Genomic DNA, 23,027 nt, shown 5'->3' on the forward strand with positions numbered 1-23,027 from the left:
GCATGATGTTGACTGATACGCCGCTATCGCGAGCAAGCTCGCTCCCACAGTTTCGCTTTGTGTCGGCTGAGATATCCGCGTCCGACATGGACGCGGCTCAATCACGCTTCGGCTCACGGATCTTGTACCAGGCCACGTACAACGCCGGCAGGAACAGCAGCGTCAGCAGCGTGGCGACGATGATGCCGCCGATCATCGCGTAGGCCATCGGCCCCCAGAACACTTCCCGGGCAATCGGGATCATCCCCAGGCTCGCCGCGGCAGCTGTCAGCAGGATCGGCCGGCGCCGATGCTCGGTGGCTTCCACCACGGCGTCCCACGGCTCGTAGCCGTCACGCTCATACTCATCGATCTGGGTCACCAGGATCACCGAGTTACGGATGATGATGCCGATCAGCGCTAGGATGCCGAGGATCGCCACGAAGCCCATGGGCGTGCCCGTCGGCACCAGCGCCAGCACCACGCCAATCAGGCCCAACGGCGCGACGCTCGCCACCAGAAACAGCTTCTGCACGCTGTGCAGCTGGATCATGAGGAACGTCGCCATCAAGAACAGCATCAGCGGCACAACGCTGGCGATTGGCCCTTGGGCCTTGCTGCTTTCTTCTACCGTACCGCCGGTGGCGATCTTGTAGCCCACTGGCAATTTGGCGGCGAATTTGTCGATGTCCGGTTGCAGTTGCCGCACCAGGTCCGTGGGCTGGATTTCATCGCGCACGGCGGCCTTGATGGTGATGGTGGGCTTGCGGTCGCGACGCCACACCAGCGGCTGCTCCAGCTCGTAACGCACCGTGGCGAAGGCCAGCAATGGAATCGACGTGCCGCTCGGGGTAACGATCTGCAGGTTCTGCAGGGTTTCCGGCGAGCCGCGCTCGGCGTCTTCGGCGCGCCCTACCACGTCGATCAGGTAGATATCGTCGTTGACCTGGGTCACCGGCGAGCCGCTGACGATGCTGTTCATCAGCCGGGCGACATCGTCCGAAGACAAGCCCAGTTGCCGCGCCTTGTCTTGGGCGATGTCGATGCGCAGCACTTTGCCTGGCTCGTTCCAGTCGTAGATGATTTCGCCGATGTGGGAGTTCTTGTCCAGCTCGGTGGCCAGCTCGATGGCGTGCTTGCGCACCTGGTCGATGTCCTTGCCGCTGACGCGATACTGGATCGGACGGCCCACCGGCGGGCCCATTTCCAGGGCCTGCACGTAGCTGCCAATGCCGACGAAATCCTCCCGCAGGCGTTTCTGCAGACGTTCGGTCAGGGCCGCGCGCGACTCCAGGCCCTTGCTGACGATCACCAATTGCGCGTAGTACGGATTTTGAAGCTGTTGGTCCAGCGGCAGATAGAAACGAATCGCGCCTTCACCGATGTAAGTACTCCAGCGCGCGATGTCCGGGTCATCCTTGAGGGTCGCTTCCAGGCGATCGACCGCCCTGCGCGTCTCGTCCATCGAGGCGTTCTGCGGCAGGTTGAGGTCCACCAGGATCTCTGGGCGGTCCGAGGACGGGAAGAACTGGTTCTGCACGAAGCGCATGCAGAACACCGCCAACGCAAACAGCAACACCGTGATGCCAATGGCCCACCAGCGATTGCGCATCGCCCACAACAGGCCACCGTTGAAGGCCCGACCAATGCGCCCCGGCTCGGCGCTGTGGGGTTTGATGTTGGTGCTCAGGATGTGCACGCCGATCACCGGCGCAAACAGCACCGCGACGATCCATGACACCAGCATCGCCACGGCAATCACGGCGAACAGGGTGAAGGTGTATTCGCCCGCCGAACTGGCGTTCAGGCCGATGGGCACGAAACCGGCCACGGTCACCAGGGTCCCGGTGAGCATGGGGAAGGCGGTCGAGGTATAGGCAAAGGTGGCGGCCTGGTCCTTGGTGTCGCCTTTCTCCAAGCGGGTGACCATCATCTCCACGGTGATCATTGCATCGTCCACCAGCAGGCCCAGGGCGATGATCAGCGCGCCGAGGGAGATCCGCTGCATGGTGATGCCGCTGTATTCCATGAAGACAAAAACCATCGCCAACACCAGCGGGATCGAGCAGGCCACCACCAGCCCCGCCCGGATGCCGAGGCTGATGAAACTGACGACGAGCACGATGATCACCGCCTCGAACAACGCGCTGGTGAAGCCGCCGACGGCCTCCTCCACCACTTCGGCCTGGTCCGACACCGTGTGCACGCCGACGCCCACCGGAAGGTCGGCGGTCAGTTCGTTCATGCGTGCATGCAGGGCCTTGCCGAATTCCTGGATGTTGCCGCCCTTCTTCATGGCGATGGCCAAGCCAATGGCCGGCGTGCCGTTGAAGCGGAACATCGGTGTGGCGGGGTCGACGTAGCCACGGCGGATATCGGCGATGTCGGCCAGTCGATAAAAGCGATCGTTGAGTCGCAGGTTGACGTTGGCCAGGTCCTTTTCCGATTGGAACTGGCCCGAGGTGCGCACGGAAATCCGCTCTGGCCCGGCGTCGATCACACCGGCCGGGGTCACCGCGTTCTGCGATTGCAGGCTCTGCACCACTTGGCGCTGGTCGATTCCCAGCGCCGCGAGTTTGCGGGTGGAGAAATTCAGGTACAGCACTTCGTCCTGCTCGCCGACCATTTCCACCTTGCCCAGGCCAGGCACCTCGCGGATCTCGGCACGTACTTGCTCCACGTAGTCGCGCAACTGACGCATCGACAAGCCGTCGCCGGTGAAGGCGTACACCGAGCCATAGACGTCACCGAACTCGTCATTGAATCCCGGCCCTTGGAGGCCTTCCGGGAAATCGCCGCGAATGTCGTTGATCTTCTTGCGGACCTGGTACCAGATCTCGGGAATCTCTTCGGCGCCAGTGGTATCGCGCAGATAGACGAATACCGTCGATTCCCCGGGTCGGGTGTAGCTCTTCACATAATCGAGGGAGTCGAGCTCTTCGAGTTTTTTCTCGATGCGGTCCGTAACCTGCTTGAGGGTTTCTTCCTGGGTCGCGCCAGGCCAGCGCGTCTGGATGACCATGGTCTTGATGGTGAACGAGGGGTCCTCTTCGCGGCCCAGGTTCAGGTACGAAAACACGCCCATCAACAACGCGACGAACATCAGGTACCACACGAACGACTGATGCCGCAGGGCCCATTCCGATAAGTTGAAAGGCCCTTTCATCGTGCGTCCTCGTCGAGTTTCACTTTTTGCCCCGGCTGGAGGCTGTTCACGCCAGCGCTGACCACGCGGTCGCCGGGCTTGATGCCGTTGGCCACCAACACCGAGCCGTCCGACCGTTCCAGCACCTGCACGTCCCGTGGCGAAACCGTCTGGTCCTGCGGGTTGATCAGCCAGATTCGCGACTTGCCATCAACCTCTTGCAAGGCGCTGAGAGGCAGTTCGATGCGTGGCTCGATGGCCGAGCTCAGGGTCACGCTGATCGCCGTGCCCAGGCGAAATCCCGGTGGAGTATCGGTCAGCGTCAGGCGCGCGCGACGGGTGCGGGTGGCGCTCTGGGCCTGGGGCTCGATTTCGCGCACGATGGCCGTGGTGCGGGTCGCCGGGTCCAGTTGCGCGGCGACTTCGAACACCACGTCCTCGGGCAGGCGCTCGGCCAGCCCGGCGGGCAGGTCGATCACCGCTTCCTTCACGTCGGGTCGGGCCAGGGTCACTACTTGCTGGCCGGCGGTCACCACTTGCCCCGCCTCGGCATTCCAGGCCGTGACAACAGCGTCATGGTCGGTATGCAGCTCGCTGTAGTTGAGCTGGTCGCGGGCTTGCTCCACCGAGGCCCGGGCCTGCTCCAGGGACGCCGCGGTGGTTTTCAGGTCCGTCTGGGCGATGTCCAGTTGCGCCTGGGCACCGACCCCTCGGTCGAATAATTGTTGCTGCCGGCGAGCGTTGGCCTGGGCATTGATGTACTGCGCCTGGATCCGCGCGAGATCGCCTTGGGCAGCGCGCAATTGGTTCTGCTGATCAGTGGGATCGAGGGTCGCGAGCAGGTCGCCCTTCTTCACCTCGGCGCCGACATCGACGTTGCGGCTGGCAATGCGGCCCGGCACCCGGAACCCCACGTTGGTCTCGTAACGCGCCTGGATATTCCCCGCGAAACGTCCCAGCGCCTGTTGGTCCAAAGCCCGGACTTCGATGGACAACACCGGTCGCACCGGCTCCGGCGGCGCCTCTTCCTTCGAACAGGCGGCCAGCAGCAGGCCGGCCAAGACCATCCACAAGCGCTTCATGGCTGGGCTCCTGTCGGGGCTTTGGCGTGGTTGTTTTCGGCGACCTCGACGCGCACGCCAGGATGGAGCAACTGCCCGCCGGCAATGATGACCTTCTCGCCGCCCTTGAGCCCGTCGCTGATGATGACCTTGCCGGTCAAGTAACGACCGACCGTGACCGTATGCAGTTGCGCCTTGCCTTCGTCGTCCACCAGCCACACGGCGGGCTCGCTGAGGTTCTTGGTCAGTGCCGACCAGGGCAGTTCCACGGCCGTCTTTCCGGCGGACTTGGCCGTGGCGCTGACCACGGATCCCAGGCGCATGCCTTCAGGCAAGTCATGAAGCGTGACCTTGACCTGCACGGTGCCGGTCTCGGCGGACACCGCCGGGGTGATCTCACGCACCGTACCGGTGGTCTTGATAGCAGGGTTGTCCAGCAGACTGATGATGATAGCCGGGTCCGACGGCGGTTCGCGCAGCAGAGATTCATAGATGTTGAACACTGCGTCACGTTCACCGTCCCTGGCCAGGCTGAAGATCGGCTCGGTGGCCTGGACCACCTGGCCGACTTCCGCCTGGCGTGCCGTGATGATGCCAGGCGCCTCGGCGATCAGCGCGGTGTAGCTCAGCTGTTCGCGAGCATTGGCCAGTTGTGCCTGGGCCGCCGTCAGCGCGCTCTGGCTACTGCGCAGTTGAGCCTGGGCCGCGTCGTATTCACTCTGGCTGGTATAGCCTTTGGGCAAGAGCTTTTGCTGGCGCACGAAGGCGGCGGCGCTCTGCTTGACCCGCGCCTGTTCGGCGGCCACCTGGGCTTCGGCGGAGTCGACGTTGGTCTGCAAGTCGCGAGGATCGAGCCTGGCCAACACTTGCCGGGCCGAGACCCGGTCACCGACGTCAACCTTGCGCTCGATGATCTTGCCGCTCACGCGAAACGAGAGGTCGGCCTGAACGCGGGCCTGGACATCGCCGGTCAGCGTCACGGAGGCCGCGTATTCGCTGGGCGTGGCTTGCTGTATGAACACCTGTGGCAAGGCTTTCTCCTCGGGTTTCTTATCACCGCACCCCGTCAACAACGCACACACGCCCAAGCCAACAATCAATTTGATTCCGGGACCAGTCATGCAGACTCCTTTGCGTTGTACCGACGTACCAGTGACGATACGACTCTGAGCTTAGAACAGGGTTCACCGAATGCACGGCAATCGGGCAGACTTGATTGCGACCACGCAAAGGAAATATGCATGCTCAAGACATTGGCGGTGGCCAACTACCGATCCATCAATAAATTGGTCATCCCGTTGGGTCGGTTGAACTTGATCACCGGCCCTAACGGCAGCGGCAAATCCAATCTGTACAGGGCCTTGCGACTGTTGGCGGAGACGGCGCAGGGCGGAGTGGTAAATGCCTTGGCCCGTGAAGGCGGGCTGGATTCGACCTTCTGGGCCGGCCCTGAAGAAATCAGCCGGCGCATGCGCAACGGCGAAGTGCCAGTGCAGGCGGTCGTGCGTCAGGGCACCAAGCGCCTGCGCCTGGGATTCGCCGGTGAAGACTTCAGCTATTCGATTGCACTCGGCCTGCCGGCGCCCAGTCGATCGGCGTTTTCACTGGACCCGGAAATCAAGCGCGAGTGCATCTGGGCCGGCCCCGTGTTCCGACCGGCCAGCCTGCTGGTGGACCGCAACGGGCCGATGGTCCGTGCCCGCGAAGGCCGGTCGTGGGATGTCCTGTCCCAGCACACCCCGACCTTCGATAGCCTGTTCGACCAGGTCGGCAGCCTGCGTGCTTCGCCGGAAGTGCTGCAAATGCGTGAATTCATCCGCCGCTGGCGTTTCTATGATCACTTTCGCAGCGACGCCGACGCCCCGGTGCGCCAACCGCAACTGGGCACACGCACACCGGTGTTGCATCACGATGGGCGCGATTTGGCCGCAGCCCTCCAGACCATTCTTGAAATCGGTGACGTCGACGCGTTGCATGGGGCCATCGGCGATGCGTTCCCCGGTGCCCATCTGCACATCGACAAGTTGCAAGGCGGACGTTTCGCCATCGCGTTCCAGCAACACGGCCTGCTACGGCCGCTGACCGCCGCCGAACTGTCGGACGGGACCCTTCGCTACCTGCTGCTCGTGGCCGCGCTGCTCACACCGCGACCGCCGTCGCTGATGGTGCTCAACGAACCGGAAACCAGCCTGCACCCCGACCTGTTGCCGGCCCTGGCGCGCTTGATCATCCGCGCTTCGGCCAGTTGCCAGGTCTGGGTCGTATCCCACGCCTCGCGCCTGATTGCCGCGCTGGAACAGGATGAGGACTGCAATTGCATCGTGCTGGAAAAAGATTTTGGGCAGACCGGGATTGCCGGGCAGCGCGCGCTGGATGAGCCGGCGTGGCATTGGCCGGACTAGTCGGCGCCAGATAGACCGCCTTCGCGAGCAGGCTCGCTCCCACAGTAAACCTTCAGTGAACACAGAACTGTGAGCATATGAAAATCCATTGTGGGAGCGAGCTTGCTCGCGATGGCTATCGGAAGGTCACCTCAACAATCAGAGAATCACCCCTGCCACTTACCCCCCTCGACAATCACGCTCTCAGGCTTGGTGTCATCGCTCAGTTCCTTGCGCACATATTGGTCGTACAGCTTGAGCAGGTATTTCTCTTCCCCCAGCTTCGCCAACTCGGCATTGACCCAATCACGCAGCTCGACATTGCCCTTCTTCACCGCCGGTGCGATCGGCGCTTCGGCGCCCAGTGTCTGCTCAAGCACCCGATAGCCGGGGTTCTGCTTGGCCCAACTGAACAGCACCAGATTGTCCTGGGCATAGGCATCGCCACGGCCGTTGGCCAATGCTTGCAAGGACTCGGAATTTTTCTCGAACTTGAGCAGTTTCCAATCCGGGTGATTCTTGGTCAGCCAGATATCCGCCGTCGTACCGGTCGTGACAATGGTGGTGCGGGTCGCCAGGTCATCAAGGCTTTTCACCGTGCTGGCCTGCGGCACCAGCGCCTGTACCGCGACCTTCAGATTCGGATTGGTGAACTCCACCGCTTCCTTGCGCTCCGGGGTCACGGTCATGTTCGCCAGGATCAGGTCGACCTTGTCACTTTGCAGGAACGGAATCCGGCTCGCCGGCTCGACCGCCACAAACTCGACCTTGTTTTCATCGCCAAGCAGGTCCTTGGCAAATCGACGACCGATGTCGGTATCGAAGCCTACATACCGCCCCGCCTCGTCGACAAAACCAAACGGCGGCTTGTCCGTAAAGACGCCGACGATCAGCTTGTCCCGCGCCTTGATTTTTTCCAGGTAGCCGGCTGGCGCGCTGCTCTGGCTGGCGGTGTTCGGCTTCGGCGGTTCTTCGGTTTTATTGCAGCCGGCCAGCAGCGCAACAGCGAGCAATGGCAATAGCAGCAGAGAAGACTTGGCAGTTTTCATGACAGTTCCAGTTCCTTTGTTTGAGTCGTGTTGGGTAGTGCGGCGACGTAGGAGAACTTCTCCAGGAACTGCTGCGCTCGTGCGGTTTGCGGGTTCGTAAAGAAAATCTCGGGAGGGTTTTGTTCAAGGATGCGCCCGGCATCCATGAACAAAATGCGGTCAGCCACGGCACGGGCGAACGCCATTTCGTGGGTGACGATCAGTAGGGTCATGCCTTCGCGAGCCAGGCCCTGGATGACGTCCAGCACCTCCTTGACCATTTCCGGATCGAGGGCGGCGGTGACTTCATCGAACAACATGACCTTGGGGTTCATGCACAGCGAACGCACGATGGCGATGCGTTGCTGCTGGCCGCCAGAGAGCTGGCGCGGGAAGGCATCGCGCTTGTCCAGCAGGCCCACCCGCGCCAGCAGGGCTTCGGCCTGGGCGCGCGCTTCGCGGCGGTCGCGTTTTTGCACCTTGACCGGGCCGAGCAGCACGTTGTCGAGCACGCTCATGTGCGGGAACAAGTGGTAGCTCTGGAACACCATGCCGATCTGTTGCCGCACTTCGCGCCAATCGGTGCCTTTGTCCAGCAGCTCGCGTCCGGCAAATGCCAGGCTGCCACCGTGGGCCACTTCCAGGCCGTTAAGGCAACGCAGCAAGGTACTTTTGCCGCAACCGCTGGGGCCGAGGATGACGATCACTTCGCCAGTCTTCACGTGCAGGTCGATGCCGTCGAGCACCTGCTGTTCGCCGAAAAACTTGTTGAAACCCTTGAACTCGATCAATGCGCTCATGCTTGCGTCCAGCGCCGCTCCAACACGCGCGAGGCGGCCGAGAGCGGGTAGCAGATGAAAAAGAAAAACAGGAACAGCGCGCCGTAAATCAGCACGGATTCGTAGGTACGCTCGATGATCTGCTGGCCGACCTTGATCACGTCCACCACGCCGATCAGCACGGCCAGGGAGCTGGTCTTGATGATGCGGGTGTAGACGTTGATGGTCGGCGGCGTCATGCGCCTGAGCGCTTGCGGCAGCAGCACATGGCCGTAGAGTTGCGGCCCGTTCAGCCCAATCGACAAGCCCGCCTCCCGTTGGCCCCGCGGCAGCGAATGCAAGGCGCCGCGCACCACTTCGCCGACCTCACTGGCGCCCCACAACGACAACACCAGGACGGCACACCAGAAGCTTGGAATGCTCAGGCCGAAAAAAATCGGCAGACCGAAAAACAGCAGGTACAACCAGACCAGCACCGGAATCGCCCGAAACAGCTCCAGATAGACCCGCAGGACGGCGTCCAGCCACTTCACGCCCAATGTCCGCAACACGCCATAAAGCACGCCGCCAACAGTGCTGAAGGCAATTCCCAGAAAGGAAATCGACAAGGTTTGGACGGCGCCCTCGCCCAGTTGCGGCAACGACGCCCACAGCAACTCAAGACCCGAACTGGCCATGCTGGAGCCTCCTTTCCAGACGGCTGAGCAACAGCGACAGCGGCAAAAACAGCAGCACGCAGATCAGCGTCAGCACGGCGAGCATTTCGTAGGTCTTGTAGTAGAGCGCGATGTAGCTTTTGGTGGTGTAGAGAATCTCCGGCACCGCCACGGCCGAGACCACGGTGGTCTCCTTCAGCAGGAAAATGAAATTGGCGAACAGTGACGGCAGGCTGAGGATTCCGGCCTGCGGCAGGACCACGTAGCGCAGCAATTGCCCGTGGGACAGCCCGATGGAGCGACCGGACTCCAGTTGCGCCTGGGGCACAGCATCCACGCCGGCCCGCAGCACTTCCGTGAGGTAGGCGCCGCCCAGGAAGGTCATGGTGATGATCGCCGCCGCAAACCCCGAGATCTTGATGCCCAGCACCGGCAAGGCGAAATAGACGAAGAACAGCTGGATAAGCAGCGGTGTGTTGCGGGCCAGTTCCACATACAACCCCACCAGGCGTTGCAGATAAGGCGTGCGCAGCACCAGGATCGTCGCGTTGACCAGCGCCACCAGCAGCGACGTTACGATGGCGATAAGACCGACCTGCAGCGTCACGCCCACAGCCTTGAGAAACGCCGGGAGGGTGCTGAGGATAAAAGCGTAATCGAAGTTCATTGAAGATCCTGGACGCCACTGGGTAAGCGGCGGTGATGCGGTCCATGGGCAGCGGATGACTGCTCGCAGGCACTGACTTTATAGGTATAAGAAGTAGAATTTAAATACCGTTAAAGCATACCAATATCACACAAAAAACTATCTTCGGATTTGCCGGAAAGGACAAAGACGACTATTTTCCTTGCGCCGCAGGGAGGATCCTTTCGACATCCCCACACCATTACAAGGAAGAAAAAAATGGCTGACGTGAAAGTGCCGCAGCGACTGGAACCGCAGGACATATTGAAATTGCTGGTGGCGTTGCGCCGGGCGTTGAAGACCAGAGTGGCCTGATTTTCGCCTTTGATCTTGTGGCGAGGGAGCTTGCTCCCGCTGGCCTGCGTAGCAGGCCCCCAGCCGTCCTTCATGCAGATCGCATTAGCGGGTTTTGCGACTGCTGCGCAGCCGAGCGGGAGCAAGCTCCCTCGCCACAGGTAATCCTGTCCCTGACCCCAAGCAATCTTTCGAGCATAAAAAACGCCGACGCTGTACCAGCCATCGGCGCTTGAAACTTTTTATCGCGTGAATCAGAACGCCGGCAGTACCGCGCCGCTGTACTTCTTCTCGATGAACGCCTTCACTTCCGGGCTGGTCAGGGCCTTGGCCAGTTTCTGGATGGCGTCGCTGTCCTTGTTGTCCGGACGGGCGACCAGGAAGTTCACGTAAGGCGAATCCGAACCTTCGATCACCAAGGCGTCCTTGGCCGGGTTCAGGCCTGCTTCCAAGGCGTAGTTGGTGTTGATCATGTCAAGGTCGACCTGATCCAGCACGCGCGGCAACATGGCCGATTCCAACTCCTTGAACTTGAAGTTCTTCGGGTTCTCGGCGATGTCTTTCGGCGTCGCCAAGGCGTTTTTCGGGTCCTTGAGTTTGATCAGGCCAGCCTTCTGCAGCAGGATCAGGGCCCGGCCGCTGTTGCTGCCTTCGTTAGGGATGGCGATGGTTGCGCCGTCCTTCAGCTCAGCCAGGCTCTTGACCTTTTTCGAGTAGCCGCCAAACGGTTCGACGTGCACGCCGATTACGGTTACCAGATCAGTGCCTTTGCCTTCGTTGAAGCTCTTGAGGTACGGCAGGGTCTGGAAGTAGTTGGCGTCCAGGCGCTTTTGGTCAACCTGTACGTTGGGTTGAACGTAGTCGGTAAAAACCTTGATCTCCAGGTCCACGCCTTCTTTGGCGAGGGCTGGCTTGATCAGCTCAAGGATTTCGGCGTGGGGTACCGGGGTGGCTGCGACGACCAGCTTCTCTGCGGCCTGGACCAGGCCCGAGGTGAGGGCTGCCGCCAATGCGGTGAACAACAGAACCTTTTTCATGCGGTGTCCTTATCGAAAATCACAGGCGTCATGGACGACGACCATAAGTAAAGTGCCAGCGAAGTGCTATCGCTGGCGTGATGCGCAAGATACCGATAATTTTTATGCCTTAACAATATCTTTTATTCAAGTTCATATTCATTTTACTCATATAGGAAAACCGCAGATTTTTGTGACGAGGGAGCGAGCACCTTCGCCGCCGTTGAACGGGTCCGGTCTAGAGCGTTTGGCTCAATTGAACGAGCAACGCTTTGAGGGCCAGGCGTTCGGTTTCCGAGCCCTGGGCGATAACCTGCGCCGCCTGGCGGTCGATCAGTCCCAGGGCCGTTGGCCGGGACGGCAGGTTCAAATGCTCCGGCAAAATCTCGTCCCCCGTGCTCACCAGCAATGCAAAGTGAATGACGTTTTCCAACTCACGGGTATTACCCGGCCAGCTGTGCCCCTTAAGGGCATGCTGCGCCGCTTCGCTGATCAGCGGCACCGTCAAACCAAGCCGCTGGCTGTAGATGCCCAAGAAGTATTCGGACAGGGACAGGATGTCGCCCACTCTTTCGCGCAAGGCCGGCAGCTCAAGCTGACCCTCGCAAAGGTAGTGGTAGAGCCGATCATGGAATTTTCCAGCCGACACCGCTTGCGCCAGATCGATACTGGTGGCCGCGACCAGGCGTACGTCCACCGGACTGGGCTGGTGCGCACCAACGCGAGTGACTTCATGGTTCTCCAGGGCCGCCAGCAATTTGATCTGGATCGGCAACGGCAAGTCGCCAATCTCGTCCAGGTAAAGCGTGCCGCCATTGGCCGAGCCGAACCACCCCGCCCGGCTGCTGGCCGAACCGCTATGGCTGCCAGCGGCGTAGCCAAACAACTCGGCATCGGCGTAAGTAGGGCTGATGGCGCCGCAATTGACTGAGACAAACAACCCGCCCCGATTGCTTTCGCGGTGGATGTGCCTGGCCAACAGCTCCTTGCCGGTGCCGGTTTCGCCGCGGATCAACACCGAGACCGAGCGCGGTGCCAATCGCTCCAGCTCCTGGCGTAACTGCCGCGAACGTGGGTCGACGAAAACCAGCGCCTTGGCGCGGATGCTCAGAGGGCTTTTTTCCGAGTCGGGAAAGGTCAGCAATGGCTGGCCAAAGGTTTCGTGCAAGGTCATGGCAGGCTCCCGCCCAAACCGCCGGGAGACGGAGGGCATTAAAATTCAGGCACGACGCAGGGCGTGATGCTCCATGCGCGTTTGCAGGCGGTAGAGATAAGCGAAACCCTGCTCCCAACGCTGATGTCCGGATTTCACGTTGATATGCCCGGCCCCCGCCAGAATCCCGGCCTCGGCCCCCCAGTTGCGTGCAAGCTCCAGCGCGCGCGGGGCACTGACTGCCGCGTCGTTGTCGGAACTGACCACTTGGCTGGGGAATGGCAGCAGGTTCGTCGGGATCGGCGCGAAATTGCGCAACGCCGGGGCGCAGGCCGGCCGCTCCACATCCGCCGGTGCCACGAGCAACGCGGCGCGCACCTGTCGTAACAGCTGCACCGGAGCTGTAGCAGCCCAATGGGCAACCGTGATGCAACCCAGGCTGTGCGCGATGAGAATCACCGGCGTGCTGTCAGCGGCGATGGCTTCTGCCAGCGCGGCGACCCAATCTTCTCGGCGTGGCGTCAACCAGTCAGCCTGTTCGACCCGGGTGCTATTGGGCAGGCTGGCCTGCCAGTGGGTTTGCCAATGATTGTCTGGCGATCCTTGCCAGCCCGGCACAATCAGGTAGCGAATCGATTCGTTGCGCATGGGGCTCTCCTGCGTATCTGTTTGCGGACGAGTATAAGGAGGAGAGCTGCATTGCTTAAGGAATAAGAAGCTATTTATTAAGGCTTAAATAGCATAACAGATCAGCCCATGGGGAAGCGCGCTTGCTCGCGATCTGTTGTGTCTGGCATCGGCACTGATTGATAGCTCGCTAGCACAAGTATTGCAGCATAAGCCTCAACCACTTCGGCCCTTGCGCAGCAGCACGTCGAGCTGATCCACCACCACCGCCCAATCGGCATCTTCGAGAATTTCATCACGCAGCAATTGCCGCTGGCTCTCGTTCCAGAAGAATGCGTCGGCCAGATGCAATTCGGGCTTGAGCGGCGAGTGGCTGGCGATGAATTGATCAATGCTGACGGCGTCGTCGGGCAGGCCGAGTTGTTTGAAAAGCGCGGGAAGGTTATGGATCGGGGTTTCCATGCGAAACTCCTGAGCATGAAAGGATCAGCTGGGGGACTCTCGCAGTCTAGTCCTTTGAAGCGAACGCTGAACCCTTTGTGGCAAGCACCTTCACCGCAGAAGCGGGATCGCCTGGACTACAACGATCTCAACGCTTCATAGGGTGCCTGCGCGTAACACCTGACCCGCTCATGCAACAGCGCCGAAGCCTCCCGGCGCTTGTCCTCGCTGTCGCCAGTGAACGCCTGCGCCGGCTGCTTGGCATGCTGCCCCACTTTTGCGAACACTCGCCTGCGTTGCTCATCATCAAGCCCGAAAAACGCCGCCAGCCTTCCCGTCATCGCCTCGGGCAGTTCGGTGTAGTCCACCGCCATTGCGGCAAACGCCTGGCAGTGCTCCAGACCCGTCGCCAACAAACGGCCCACCCGGCGCGAGATGAAATCTTCCTGGCTGACGAAGGGTAATTCATCGTCGAGCACGCTCGCCCCGATCAACCCCGGCACCATGTGCATGCCAGGGCGGCGCAGATGGGAGACGGCAATTTCCAGCGGATCGCGGTACAGGAACAGCCGAGGCGTATCGGGAAAACATTCGCGCAACAGCGCCAATTCGCCGATGTTCCAGGCGTCGAGCTTGATCACCAGCCGTTGCTCCCCACCTCGACGGCGCTGCCCATAGGCCGACACCAAGCCCTTGAGCGCCACGCGCCGTCCGGCAGGCGGCAAATCACTGCGCAGCAGCGCATCCAGGGGCGGCGGCTCCGAGATGACGATGTGGTCATCCAGTTGGGCGAGCATCTGGCTGATCAGTGTCGAGCCGCATCGGGAGGCATGGAAGATGAATGCGCTGGGCGCCAGGCCGGGGCTCTGTCGCTGCCATTGGCCCAGGACGTCCAAGGGTGTCTGGCGGCGGAACACCAGGTTGAAGGGCAAGCGCAGGGCTTCTTCCACGGCATCGCCGAAGAACGGCTGCGACAGTCGTCGGTCACCGAACCAGCACCAATCGACTCGCCACTCACCGGCCTCCTGCCACACGCGGATCGGCAACCAGCCATCCAGCCTCAGGGCTTGCACTGGTCACTCCATTGTCGGCGACCGTGGCGCATGGCAGCCCGCAATTGCTCCCGGGTGAAATGCAGCCCTTGTTCCGCCCCAAGCGTCAGCGCGGTTTCAACGAAAGTGTCCAGGTCATGAAGGCCTTGCAATGCGCTGGCAAGCTGAGGATCGACCTCCACGCAATACTGGAAACGGGCCAGGTCGCTTTGCCCAACGACGGCTTCGGGTGTACTACGCAGCCCCTCGGCTATCTGCTGGTCCAACCATGGCCCGGGGCGACAATCGAGCACCAGATGGATACGCGCCTGGTCGCCTTGATTGGCAACGCGATGAGGACGCGCCAGATCGAGAAACCAACATTCGCCCGCCTGCATCGCAATGATCTGCCCGTCCAGCCAGAACGTAACCCCCGGCGAGCTCAGCAGCGGAACGTGCAGGCGCAGGTCGGCGTCCGGACCGCCCAGGTCATAGTCGCGATGCTCATGGATGAGACCACCCGGGCCCAACCGCAGCAGGCGGGCCGAGACGATATCCAGAGGCCAATCGGCCAATGCTTCTTGCCAGCGACCATCCTCTGACCAGGGCACGCGGTACACGGGCTTACCGTGTCCGGGCGACAGCTCGGTCAAGGCATCGGCAGCCGAGATCAACGCCACGCCGCTCCAATCACCGCTGTGATAGGCAGTGTTGAAATGCCCTCGCCAACGCTCGTCCTTGATGGCTGCCAGCGCTTGCAACAGCAACGGCAGGTTCACCGTGACGGGCAGGCGGGAAAACGCCGGGCGCGTCATGGCTGTGCCCGGTTATTGAGTCATCGTGGCTGTTTTCGGCAGCGTGATATCGCCCTGCGCCCAGGCCGCTTCGCGATTGGCTAACGCAGTGGCAATCGACTGCACTTCGGTGGACTGCACCTCGTTCGGCAATGGGTCGAGGCCGGCACTGGCGAAGATTTGTCCGTAGGCGTTGCGCAGGTCGGCATAGGCCAGGTCCCGCCGCAGGTCCGCCTGCAAGGTATTCAGCTCGCCTTGGATCAGGTCCAGTTCGCCAATACCCGCAGCCTGGTGACGGCTACGCAGTTGACCAACGATTTGCCCATCGATGTCCGACAGCTCCTGGCTGGTCTTGAACTGGCGCAGCGCTTCGCGGTAGTTGGCGTTGGCAACGTACAGCTGCGCCAACACGGCGATCGACATCGCCTGGCGCCGTGCCGCCGCGACTTCTTCACCGGCCTTGGCCACGTCGATAGCCGCTGGAGCGGAGATGACATTGAACAGGTTCCAGGTGACTTTGACGCCGTAGTCGGCCCAGCCCTGCTCCACCAGGAACGAGTTGCTGTCGTAATGCCCGCCGGCGGAAAATTCCAGCCCCGGCAGCAAGCGCAACATGGCCTTGCGAGTTTCCGCCGCAGTGATGCGGGTCTGGTAGTCCTGCTCGCGCAGTTCCGGCCGGCTGGCCAGCGCTTCCTGTTCGAGGCGAGCCAAATCGACCTTGAGTTCCGGGATGGCGTACTCATCCTGGGTCGCCAGGGTCAGCTCGGTGCCCAACGGCAGATTGATCAGGGTCGCCAGTTCGGTCTTGGCCAGGGACAAGGCCCGGCGCTGTTCTTCCAACTGACGGGTCGCCTGTATCAGCGAGCGCTGGTAACCCAAGGCCTGCACCGGGTCGCCGATGCGCTGCTCGCTCATGCTCTGGCTGTTGCCTCGCGCCGCCTCGACCCGGGCCATCAGGCTGTCGATCTGCTTGAGCAAACGTTCGGCGGCCATGGCTCGCCAGTAGGCCGAGCGCACATCCTGGACGATGGTATTGATCACCTTGCGCCGGCGTTCCTGCACGATCAATCTTTGGTCACCGGCCTGCTTGGCGCTGATGTAGCTGACGCCAAAATCGAGCACGTTCCAGACCATGGTCAGGTCCGCCACTTCGCGGTCGCGGTCTTGGGAGGTCGACGGTTCCAGGGACTGGGTGCCGGTCTCCACGCTCTGGCTGCTGGAGGCGCTGACGTTGTTACGCCCCACATAACCGGCATCGAGGGCCATGCGCGGCAGCATGTCGAAGCTGGCGAGGTCCAGCTGACGCTTGGCTAAGGCCTCTTCCATGATTTTCAGGCGGCCTTCGAGGTTGTACTTCACCGCGCGGGCCATGGCCTGGTGCAGCGTCAACGGACCACTGAGGGGCTCCTGGTCCTTGTACATATTCTGCAGGTCGTTCCGGGCGCGCTGTTCGCTGGTGCTTCGATCGATCGGCTCGCTGGTGACCGCACAACCGCTGATCACCAACGCCAGCAAACTCACACCGAATAACTTCTGACTTCTATTCATCCCTGGATTGCCCCTGGCTACCGTATTTTTTATGGAATTCTCAGGCCAGCGCTTGGCTGGTGCCGGCCTGTTTCAAAGCCGTCGCGAGGCTGTCCACCTGGCGTTGTTCTGTGTCTTTGAGCTGCTGCAACTGCTGGCCCAAGGTCGGAGCGCCAAACACGCCGCGCAGGCCTTGGGAGGCATCGCCCCCCGTTATCGACCGGTTCTCGAAGGCATCCAGCGACTCGCCATCGGAACCCGTGTCCTGGTTGAACAAACTAGAAATCGTGCTGCTGCCAAACACGCCGCCGTCGCCGCCGCCAAAACCCAGGAACCCTTGGCCCGAGCCGTCCCCGCCGGCGTCACTGCTGAAAACCTGGGCGATATAGCTGGGCGCCAACTCGCCACGGTTGATGAAGATATCCCCGATGGGCCGAAGACCACCGCCCACGTCCCGTTGCTCGAACAGCGGCGGGAAGCCCAGCGGCGAGCCCAAGTCGCCGGTTGGCGGGTTGAAAATGATTGGTTGCAAGGGCACCTCGGACGACGGGATGACGGTGACCGGATCCGAGATCAGGAACTCTGGCGGTGGCTTCACATCGTTGGCCACCACGGTGTCGATCGCATAGTTGTTGGACACCGACACGCTTGACCCGGCGTTGCCCGACAGGTCGCTGACGTTGCTGGTATCCAGGGCGATGAAGTTGCTCGGGTCGGTGAGGTTCACCGACGGAGTGAAGGTCGCTGTCCAGGTCTTGCCGCCGTCGCTGCTGCTCAGGTTGCTCAGTTCGCCGTTGGTGACGCTCAGGTCCGACAGGTCGAAATCCGTCACCGCCTCGCTGAAAGTGAACGTGACCTGGGTCGTCTGGCCCACGCCCAGGCTCGGATTGGCCACCACGATGGTCGCGGTCGGCCGGGTGGCGTCGAGGGCGTAGTTGGCGGAGATGGCAATGCCGACACCGGCATTGCCGGCGCTGTCCTGCACGTTACTGGCATCCAGCAAGATCAAATTGGTGGCGTCGTTGATCCCCGCCGTCGGCGTCAGGGTCGCCGTCCAGGTCAGGCCGCCGTCAACGCTGGCGAGGTTGGACAGCACGCCATTGGCGACGCTGAGGTCCGACAAGTCGAAGCCGGACACCGCCTCGGTGAAGCTGATGGTCACTGTCGTGGTCTGGCCAATGCCCAGGGACGTATCGCCCACCACGATGGTGGCGCCCGGACGCACGGTGTCGACCGCGTAGTTGTTGGAATTGACTATGCCGACGCCGTCATTGCCCGACACGTTTGACACGCCGCTGGTGTCCAGGCTGATCAGGTTGCTGGTGTCAGTGACGTTGCTTGCCGGGGTAAACGTTGCCGTCCAGGTGACGCCGCCGTCGGTCGAGGACACATTGCTCAGCGTCCCGTTGCTGACGGTCAGGTCGCTGTTGTCGAAACCGCTCACCGCTTCAGAGAACGTGATCGTCACCAGTGACGTTTCGCCCACGCTCAGCGCTGGATCGGCCACCACGACGGTGGCGGTCGGCACGCGGGTCTCGACGGCGTAGTTGGCCGAATTGGTGGTACCGGTACCGGTGTTGCCGGCCCCATCGCTCACACCGGTGTTGTCGAGGACGATCAGGTTGGTGGTGTCGCTCACGCCCAGGGTCGGGGTAAACGTGGCAGTCCAGGTCAGGCCGCCGTCGCTGCTGCTCACGGCGCTCAAGGTGCCGTTGGCAACGCTCAGGTCATCATTGCTGAAGCCGCTCACCGCCTCGCTGAACGTTATGGTCACCTGGGCGGTTTCGCCCGGCCTCAATGATGAATCACTCAACACGACAGTGGCGGTAGGGCGCTGGGTATCGAGCGCGTAGTTGTTGGAGACGGTCGCGCCGACGTTGCCATTGCCCGCCAGATCGATGATGCCGCCGTTGTTGAGGGAGATCACGTTGCTGCTGTCGTTGATCCCGTTGGTGGGCGTAAGGGTCGCGGTCCAGGTGATACCGCCGTCGCTGCTGCTCAGCCCGGAAATCGTACCGTTGGCGACCGTCAGATCCGCGGCGGTGAATGCGGTCACCGCCTCGCTGAAGGTGATGGTGACCAGCGACGTCTCGCCGGCACCGATTGCCGTGTCGGCCACGACAATGGTCGCGGTGGGTCGCACCGTATCCACCGCATAATTGTTGGAGTCGGTGGTGCCGACACCCGCGTTGCCCGCCACGTTGATCACGCCGGTGTTGTCCAGGGTGATTACGTTGGTGGTATCGGAAATGCTGACGCTCGGCGTGAACGTGGCTGTCCAGGTAACACCGCCGTCGACACTGCCGACATTGCTCAGGGTGCCGTTGCTGACGGTCAGGTCACTGTTGTCGAAACCGCTCACCGCCGAGTTGAAGGTGATGGTCACGGTCGTGGTTTCGCCGATGCCGAGGGTGCTATCGGCAATCACGACGGTCGCTGTCGGCACGTTGGTATCGACTTGGTAATTGTTGGAACTGGTGGTGCCAGTGCCGCTGTTACCGGCCCCGTCCGCCACGCCGGTGTTGTTCAGGACGATTATGTTGGAGGTGTCGCTCACCCCAAGGGCCGGCGTGAAAGTAGCGGTCCAGGTGATGCCGCCATCGCTGCTGCTCACTGCGCTCAAGGTGCCGTTGGCCACGCTCAGGTCCGAATTGTCGAACCCGCTGACCGCTTCTGAGAAGGTGATCGTCACCAAGGAGGTTTCGCCGACGCTCAGCGCCGTATCGGCGATCACGATGGTGGCGGTCGGGCGCTGGGTGTCCACGGCGTAGTTGTTGGAATCGGTGGTGCCACTGCCAGTATTGCCAGCGCCATCCACCACGCCGGTATTGTTGAGGGTGATCAGATTGGTGGTGTCGGTGACGCCCGCCGATGGCGTGAACGTCGCCGTGTAGGTGATGTTGTCGCTGGTGCTCAGGCCACTCAGGCTGCCGTTGGTGACGCTCAGGTCGGCCAGGGTGAAACCGGTCACCGCTTCGCTGAAGGTAATCGTCACCACCGATGTTTCGCCAGCGCCAACGGCCGAGTCGGCGACCACGATGGTGGCGGTCGGACGCGCGGTGTCGATGGCGTAGTTGTTGGAATCGGTGGTGCCGCTGCCCGTATTGCCCGCCACGTCGGCGACGCCGGAGTTATCCAGGGTGATGAGGTTGCTGGTGTCGCTGATGCTGGCGGTTGGCGTCAGCGTCCCGGTCCAGGTGATGCCGCCGTCGCCGCTGCTCAGGCCGATAACCGTGCCGTTGGCGACCGTCAGGTCAGCGGCGGTAAAGCCTGTCACTGCTTCGTTGAAGGTGATGGTCACCAGAGACGTTTCGCCGACGCTCAGCGAGGTATCGCTGACAACGATGCTGGCGGTGGGACGCTGGGTATCAACGGCGTAGTTGTTGGAGCTGGTGGTGCCGCTACCGGCATTGCCCGCCGCGTCCGACACACCGGTATTGGCCAGGACAATCAGGTTGGTCGCGTCGCTGATAGTGGCGCTCGGTGTGAGCGTCGCGGTCCAGGTGATGCCGCCATCGCTGCTGCTCAGTCCACTCAACGAGCCGTTGGCAACCGTCAGGTCCGCCAAGGTGAAGCCGGTAACGGGCTCGCTGAAGGTAATCGTCACCTGGGACGTTTCACCGATGTTCAGTGCGGTATCGGCCACCACGATGGAGGCGGTCGGGCGCTGTGTGTCGATGGCGTAGTTGTTCGAGTCGGTGGTGCCGCTGCCGATGTTGCCGGCCAGGTCGGAAATGCCACTGTTGGTCAGCGTGATCAGGTTGCTGGTGTCAGTGACACTGGCGCTCGGCGTCAGCGTTGCGGTCCAGGTAATGCCGCCGTCGCTGCTGCTCAACCCGGTGACCGCACCGTTGGCGACCGTCAGGTCGGCGCTGGTGAAACCGCTCACCGCCTCGCTGAAGGTGATGGTCACCAACGAGGTTTCGCCCGCGCTCAACGCGGTGTCGGCGACCACGATGGTGGCGGTCGGGCGTTGCGTGTCGATGGCGTAATTGTTGGAGTTGGTCGTCCCCACGCCGGCGTTGCCATTGAGGTCCGCCACGCCGGTGTTATTCAACACAACGAGATTGGAGGTATCGGTGACCGCCGCGTCCGGCGTCAACGTGGCCGTCCAGGTGATACCGCCGTCGCTGGTGCTCAGGCCGCTGAGCGAGCCATTGGCCACAGTCATGTCGGCCGTGGTAAAGCCGGAGACCGCCTCGGAGAAGGTGATGGTGACCGTCGACGTCTCGCCAACCCTGAGGGCCGTGTCGCTCACCACGATGGACGCCGTGGGCGCCACGGTGTCGTTGACCACGTAATTGTTCGAGTCGGTGGTGCCCACGCCGGTATTGCCCGCCAGGTCGGCCACACCGGTATTGTTCAGGGTGATGATGTTGGTGGTGTCGGCGATGTTGCTGGCCGCCGTCAGGGTGCCGGTCCAGGTGATGCCGCCGTCGCCGCTGCTCAAGAGGCCAACGGTGCCGTTCTGCACCGTCAGGTCCGCCGCGGTGAGGCCCGTTACGGCCTCGGAGAAGGTGATGGTCACCGTCGTCGTGCCACCGGAGTTCAGGTTGGTATTGGCCACCACGACGGTCGCGGTAGGCGGTGTCTCATCCGGTACATAGTTGGTATTGATGGTGCCGCCGTCACCGTAGACGTTGGCCACCGATGCCGGTGAAACGCCGGCGCTGCCGGCACTCGTCCCACCCACACCACTGCCGCCGACGTTGCCGGCCAGGGCCGCGAAGTTGGCGGCGGTGATCAGGATCGTGCCTTTGTTCCAGATGGCGCCAACACCAACGCCACCCGCACCGCCCGCCTGCGTGTAACCCCCGCCGGCGCCACCACCGCCGCCGCCGCCGGCACCGACGTTATTGGAGATAACCGAGTTGCCAATGACGCGCAGGGTCGCGCCGGTATCGTTATAGATACCCCCGACCGCGCCGCCACCTGCCCCACCGATGTCGTCATAACCGTCGCCACCGCCACCGCCACCGATGGACAAGCCTCCGCTGCTGGCCGTGCCGCCGGCCGAACCGGTGCTGTAACCCGGATAGGCCGCACCGCCCGCGCCACCCGTGGTGGAACCGCCACGCCCGCCAATGTTGAAGAAGCCGCCGCCCGCGCCACCCTGCCCGGCCGAGCCATTGGAACCCGTGGCGTTGAGCGTATCGCCGCCCTTGCCACCGATACCGCTACCGACCGCACCACCGCCACCACCGCCACCACCGGCGTATTGCGGCGTCACGCCACCGCCACCACCACCGCCAGACGCGGCGTTCGCGGTGACCGTAACGTTGCGCAGGGTCAGGGTGCCGGCGTTGTAGATACCACCGCCCTTGGACACCAGCGCATCGTCGCCGCCATTGCCGCCGTTACCCGCCGCCATGCCCCGAGTGATCACCAGCCCATCGAGGGTTGCCGTCGTGCCGGCCGTCACGTTGATGATCTGGGTCCGGTATTGGCCATCCAGGGTCACGTCGGCAACGTTGTCGTTGTTGAGATCGCCATCGATGGTGACGTTCTTGTTGACCACCAGCACCGACGTCAGCCCGACGGTCATGGTGTTATTGAACGTGACGATGTCGCCGTTCTGTGCGGAGGCCAGGGCCGCACGCAGGGAACCGACGCCGGTGTTGAGGTTGTTGGTGGCGGTCCAGGTGGCCAGGCCCCATTGGTACTCGCTCATGGCCTTGCTCGACAGCACGTTGGCGCTTTCGATGGTGCCGGTGGCGATTTCCAGGTTCCAGTCGCTGCCCAGGCCGGTGCGGTCGTCGGAAGCGGCCACGTCTCGGCCGGTGAGCTGCGCCAGCGAATTGACCAGGCTCATGCCGCGGTCGCCTTCGGCGGTGTAGCAGCCGTAGATCAGGATATCGCCGCCGGCGTTCATGTCCTGGCCGATCTGCGCCAGCACCTCGGCGCGGGCCTGGACGTTGTCCGCCGACAGGTAGCTGTTGCCCAGCCACAAATCACCGGCGTTGCCGTGGGCAATGATCTGCACCGAGCTGACGCCCTGGTGCGTGTCCAGGTAATCGGCGATCTGTTGCAGGCCGTCCTTGGTGGCATCCAGTTGCACCACCTCGGTCCCGGGGGCCACGCCTTGCAGCAGGCTGCCAGCGTCCTTGACCCGTGAATCGACGAACACCACGGACTTGCCCGGGACGGCGGCCTCGGTGGCATCGGCCTGGCCTTGGGGAACATGGGTGTCGGAAGGCTGGTCCGCTGTGGGCGTCTTGGCCGCCTCGGCAGTCGGTTGCGCGTCCGATTGCGCCGCATCGGCCACGGTGGCCGCCACCGCGCCGTCGAACAGCATTCGCGGTTCCAGAGACATGATCATTGGCGATGCCAGGGGTTGCGTGCTCTCGGTTACCCGCGATTTGCCTTTGCTCCACCACATGACGATCACCTGGACTCGAACTTATTCAACACGCCAATGAAAAAAAAACCG

Annotated in this window: 16 protein-coding genes; 1 reads left to right on the forward strand and 15 read right to left on the reverse strand. The window is 62.3% G+C overall.

Features of this window, described 5'->3' with window-relative positions; all coding sequences use genetic code 11:
• Positions 1–97: 97 nt before the first annotated feature.
• Genes J3P92_RS24230 through J3P92_RS24240 form a run of 3 tightly spaced genes read right to left on the reverse strand, consistent with a single transcriptional unit; the run spans position 98 to position 5,306 of the window.
• Positions 98–3,145 carry an efflux RND transporter permease subunit gene (locus J3P92_RS24230; RefSeq protein WP_434649317.1) on the reverse strand — a complete coding sequence of 1,016 codons (3,048 nt, stop codon included), beginning with the start codon at positions 3,143–3,145 and terminating at the stop codon, positions 98–100.
• On the reverse strand, positions 3,142–4,206 hold the full coding sequence (locus J3P92_RS24235; protein ID WP_420766473.1) for an efflux RND transporter periplasmic adaptor subunit: 1,065 nt from the start codon (positions 4,204–4,206) through the stop codon (positions 3,142–3,144). The genes J3P92_RS24230 and J3P92_RS24235 overlap by 4 nt, the downstream gene beginning before the upstream one ends.
• Positions 4,203–5,306: an efflux RND transporter periplasmic adaptor subunit gene (locus J3P92_RS24240; protein WP_434711760.1), complete on the reverse strand. Its 1,104-nt coding sequence runs from the start codon at positions 5,304–5,306 to the stop codon at positions 4,203–4,205. The genes J3P92_RS24235 and J3P92_RS24240 overlap by 4 nt, the downstream gene beginning before the upstream one ends.
• 120 nt (positions 5,307–5,426) lie before the next feature.
• Between J3P92_RS24240 and J3P92_RS24245 the strand changes: the two genes are divergently transcribed.
• Positions 5,427–6,587 carry an AAA family ATPase gene (locus tag J3P92_RS24245; RefSeq protein ID WP_434649321.1) on the forward strand — a complete coding sequence of 387 codons (1,161 nt, stop codon included), beginning with the start codon at positions 5,427–5,429 and terminating at the stop codon, positions 6,585–6,587.
• Positions 6,588–6,733: 146 nt separating this feature from the next.
• On the opposite strand, the gene J3P92_RS24250 is transcribed toward J3P92_RS24245, so the two are convergent.
• The 12 genes from J3P92_RS24250 to J3P92_RS24305 form a co-directional block, all read right to left on the reverse strand.
• Positions 6,734–7,615: a transporter substrate-binding domain-containing protein gene (locus tag J3P92_RS24250; protein WP_420766476.1), complete on the reverse strand. Its 882-nt coding sequence runs from the start codon at positions 7,613–7,615 to the stop codon at positions 6,734–6,736.
• Positions 7,612–8,394, reverse strand: coding sequence for an amino acid ABC transporter ATP-binding protein (locus J3P92_RS24255; RefSeq protein WP_434649323.1), 783 nt, complete (start codon positions 8,392–8,394; stop codon positions 7,612–7,614). The genes J3P92_RS24250 and J3P92_RS24255 overlap by 4 nt, the downstream gene beginning before the upstream one ends.
• A complete protein-coding gene (locus J3P92_RS24260) occupies positions 8,391–9,050 on the reverse strand; it encodes an amino acid ABC transporter permease (protein WP_434649325.1) in 660 nt (219 codons plus the stop codon). Before J3P92_RS24260 ends, J3P92_RS24255 begins: the two co-directional genes overlap by 4 nt.
• On the reverse strand, positions 9,031–9,696 hold the full coding sequence (locus tag J3P92_RS24265; RefSeq protein WP_434649327.1) for an amino acid ABC transporter permease: 666 nt from the start codon (positions 9,694–9,696) through the stop codon (positions 9,031–9,033). The genes J3P92_RS24260 and J3P92_RS24265 overlap by 20 nt, the downstream gene beginning before the upstream one ends.
• Positions 9,697–10,262: 566 nt before the next feature.
• Positions 10,263–11,045 (reverse strand): MetQ/NlpA family ABC transporter substrate-binding protein, encoded by a 783-nt coding sequence (locus J3P92_RS24270; RefSeq protein ID WP_420766480.1) that lies wholly within the window; start codon positions 11,043–11,045, stop codon positions 10,263–10,265.
• A gap of 217 nt (positions 11,046–11,262) precedes the next feature.
• Positions 11,263–12,198, reverse strand: a complete 936-nt coding sequence (locus J3P92_RS24275) for a sigma 54-interacting transcriptional regulator (protein WP_434649328.1) — start codon at positions 12,196–12,198, stop codon at positions 11,263–11,265.
• A 45-nt stretch (positions 12,199–12,243) separates the two neighbouring features.
• Entirely contained in the window at positions 12,244–12,825 is a 582-nt protein-coding gene (locus J3P92_RS24280) for an alpha/beta hydrolase (RefSeq protein WP_420766482.1), read from the reverse strand.
• A 195-nt stretch (positions 12,826–13,020) separates the two neighbouring features.
• Positions 13,021–13,266: a DUF2789 domain-containing protein gene (locus J3P92_RS24285; RefSeq protein ID WP_420766483.1), complete on the reverse strand. Its 246-nt coding sequence runs from the start codon at positions 13,264–13,266 to the stop codon at positions 13,021–13,023.
• Positions 13,267–13,382: 116 nt separating this feature from the next.
• Positions 13,383–14,318, reverse strand: a complete 936-nt coding sequence (locus J3P92_RS24290; protein WP_434649330.1) for a sulfotransferase family protein — start codon at positions 14,316–14,318, stop codon at positions 13,383–13,385.
• Positions 14,306–15,091: an aspartyl/asparaginyl beta-hydroxylase domain-containing protein gene (locus J3P92_RS24295; RefSeq protein WP_434649332.1), complete on the reverse strand. Its 786-nt coding sequence runs from the start codon at positions 15,089–15,091 to the stop codon at positions 14,306–14,308. The genes J3P92_RS24290 and J3P92_RS24295 overlap by 13 nt, the downstream gene beginning before the upstream one ends.
• Positions 15,092–15,103: 12 nt before the next feature.
• Positions 15,104–16,618: a TolC family protein gene (locus tag J3P92_RS24300; protein WP_420766486.1), complete on the reverse strand. Its 1,515-nt coding sequence runs from the start codon at positions 16,616–16,618 to the stop codon at positions 15,104–15,106.
• Between the two features lie 40 nt (positions 16,619–16,658).
• Entirely contained in the window at positions 16,659–22,976 is a 6,318-nt protein-coding gene (locus J3P92_RS24305) for an Ig-like domain-containing protein (protein WP_434649334.1), read from the reverse strand.
• Positions 22,977–23,027: the final 51 nt, after the last annotated feature.

Origin of the sequence: Pseudomonas sp. D3-27, from assembly GCF_051132165.1 — a bacterium.
Taxonomy (GTDB): domain Bacteria; phylum Pseudomonadota; class Gammaproteobacteria; order Pseudomonadales; family Pseudomonadaceae; genus Aquipseudomonas.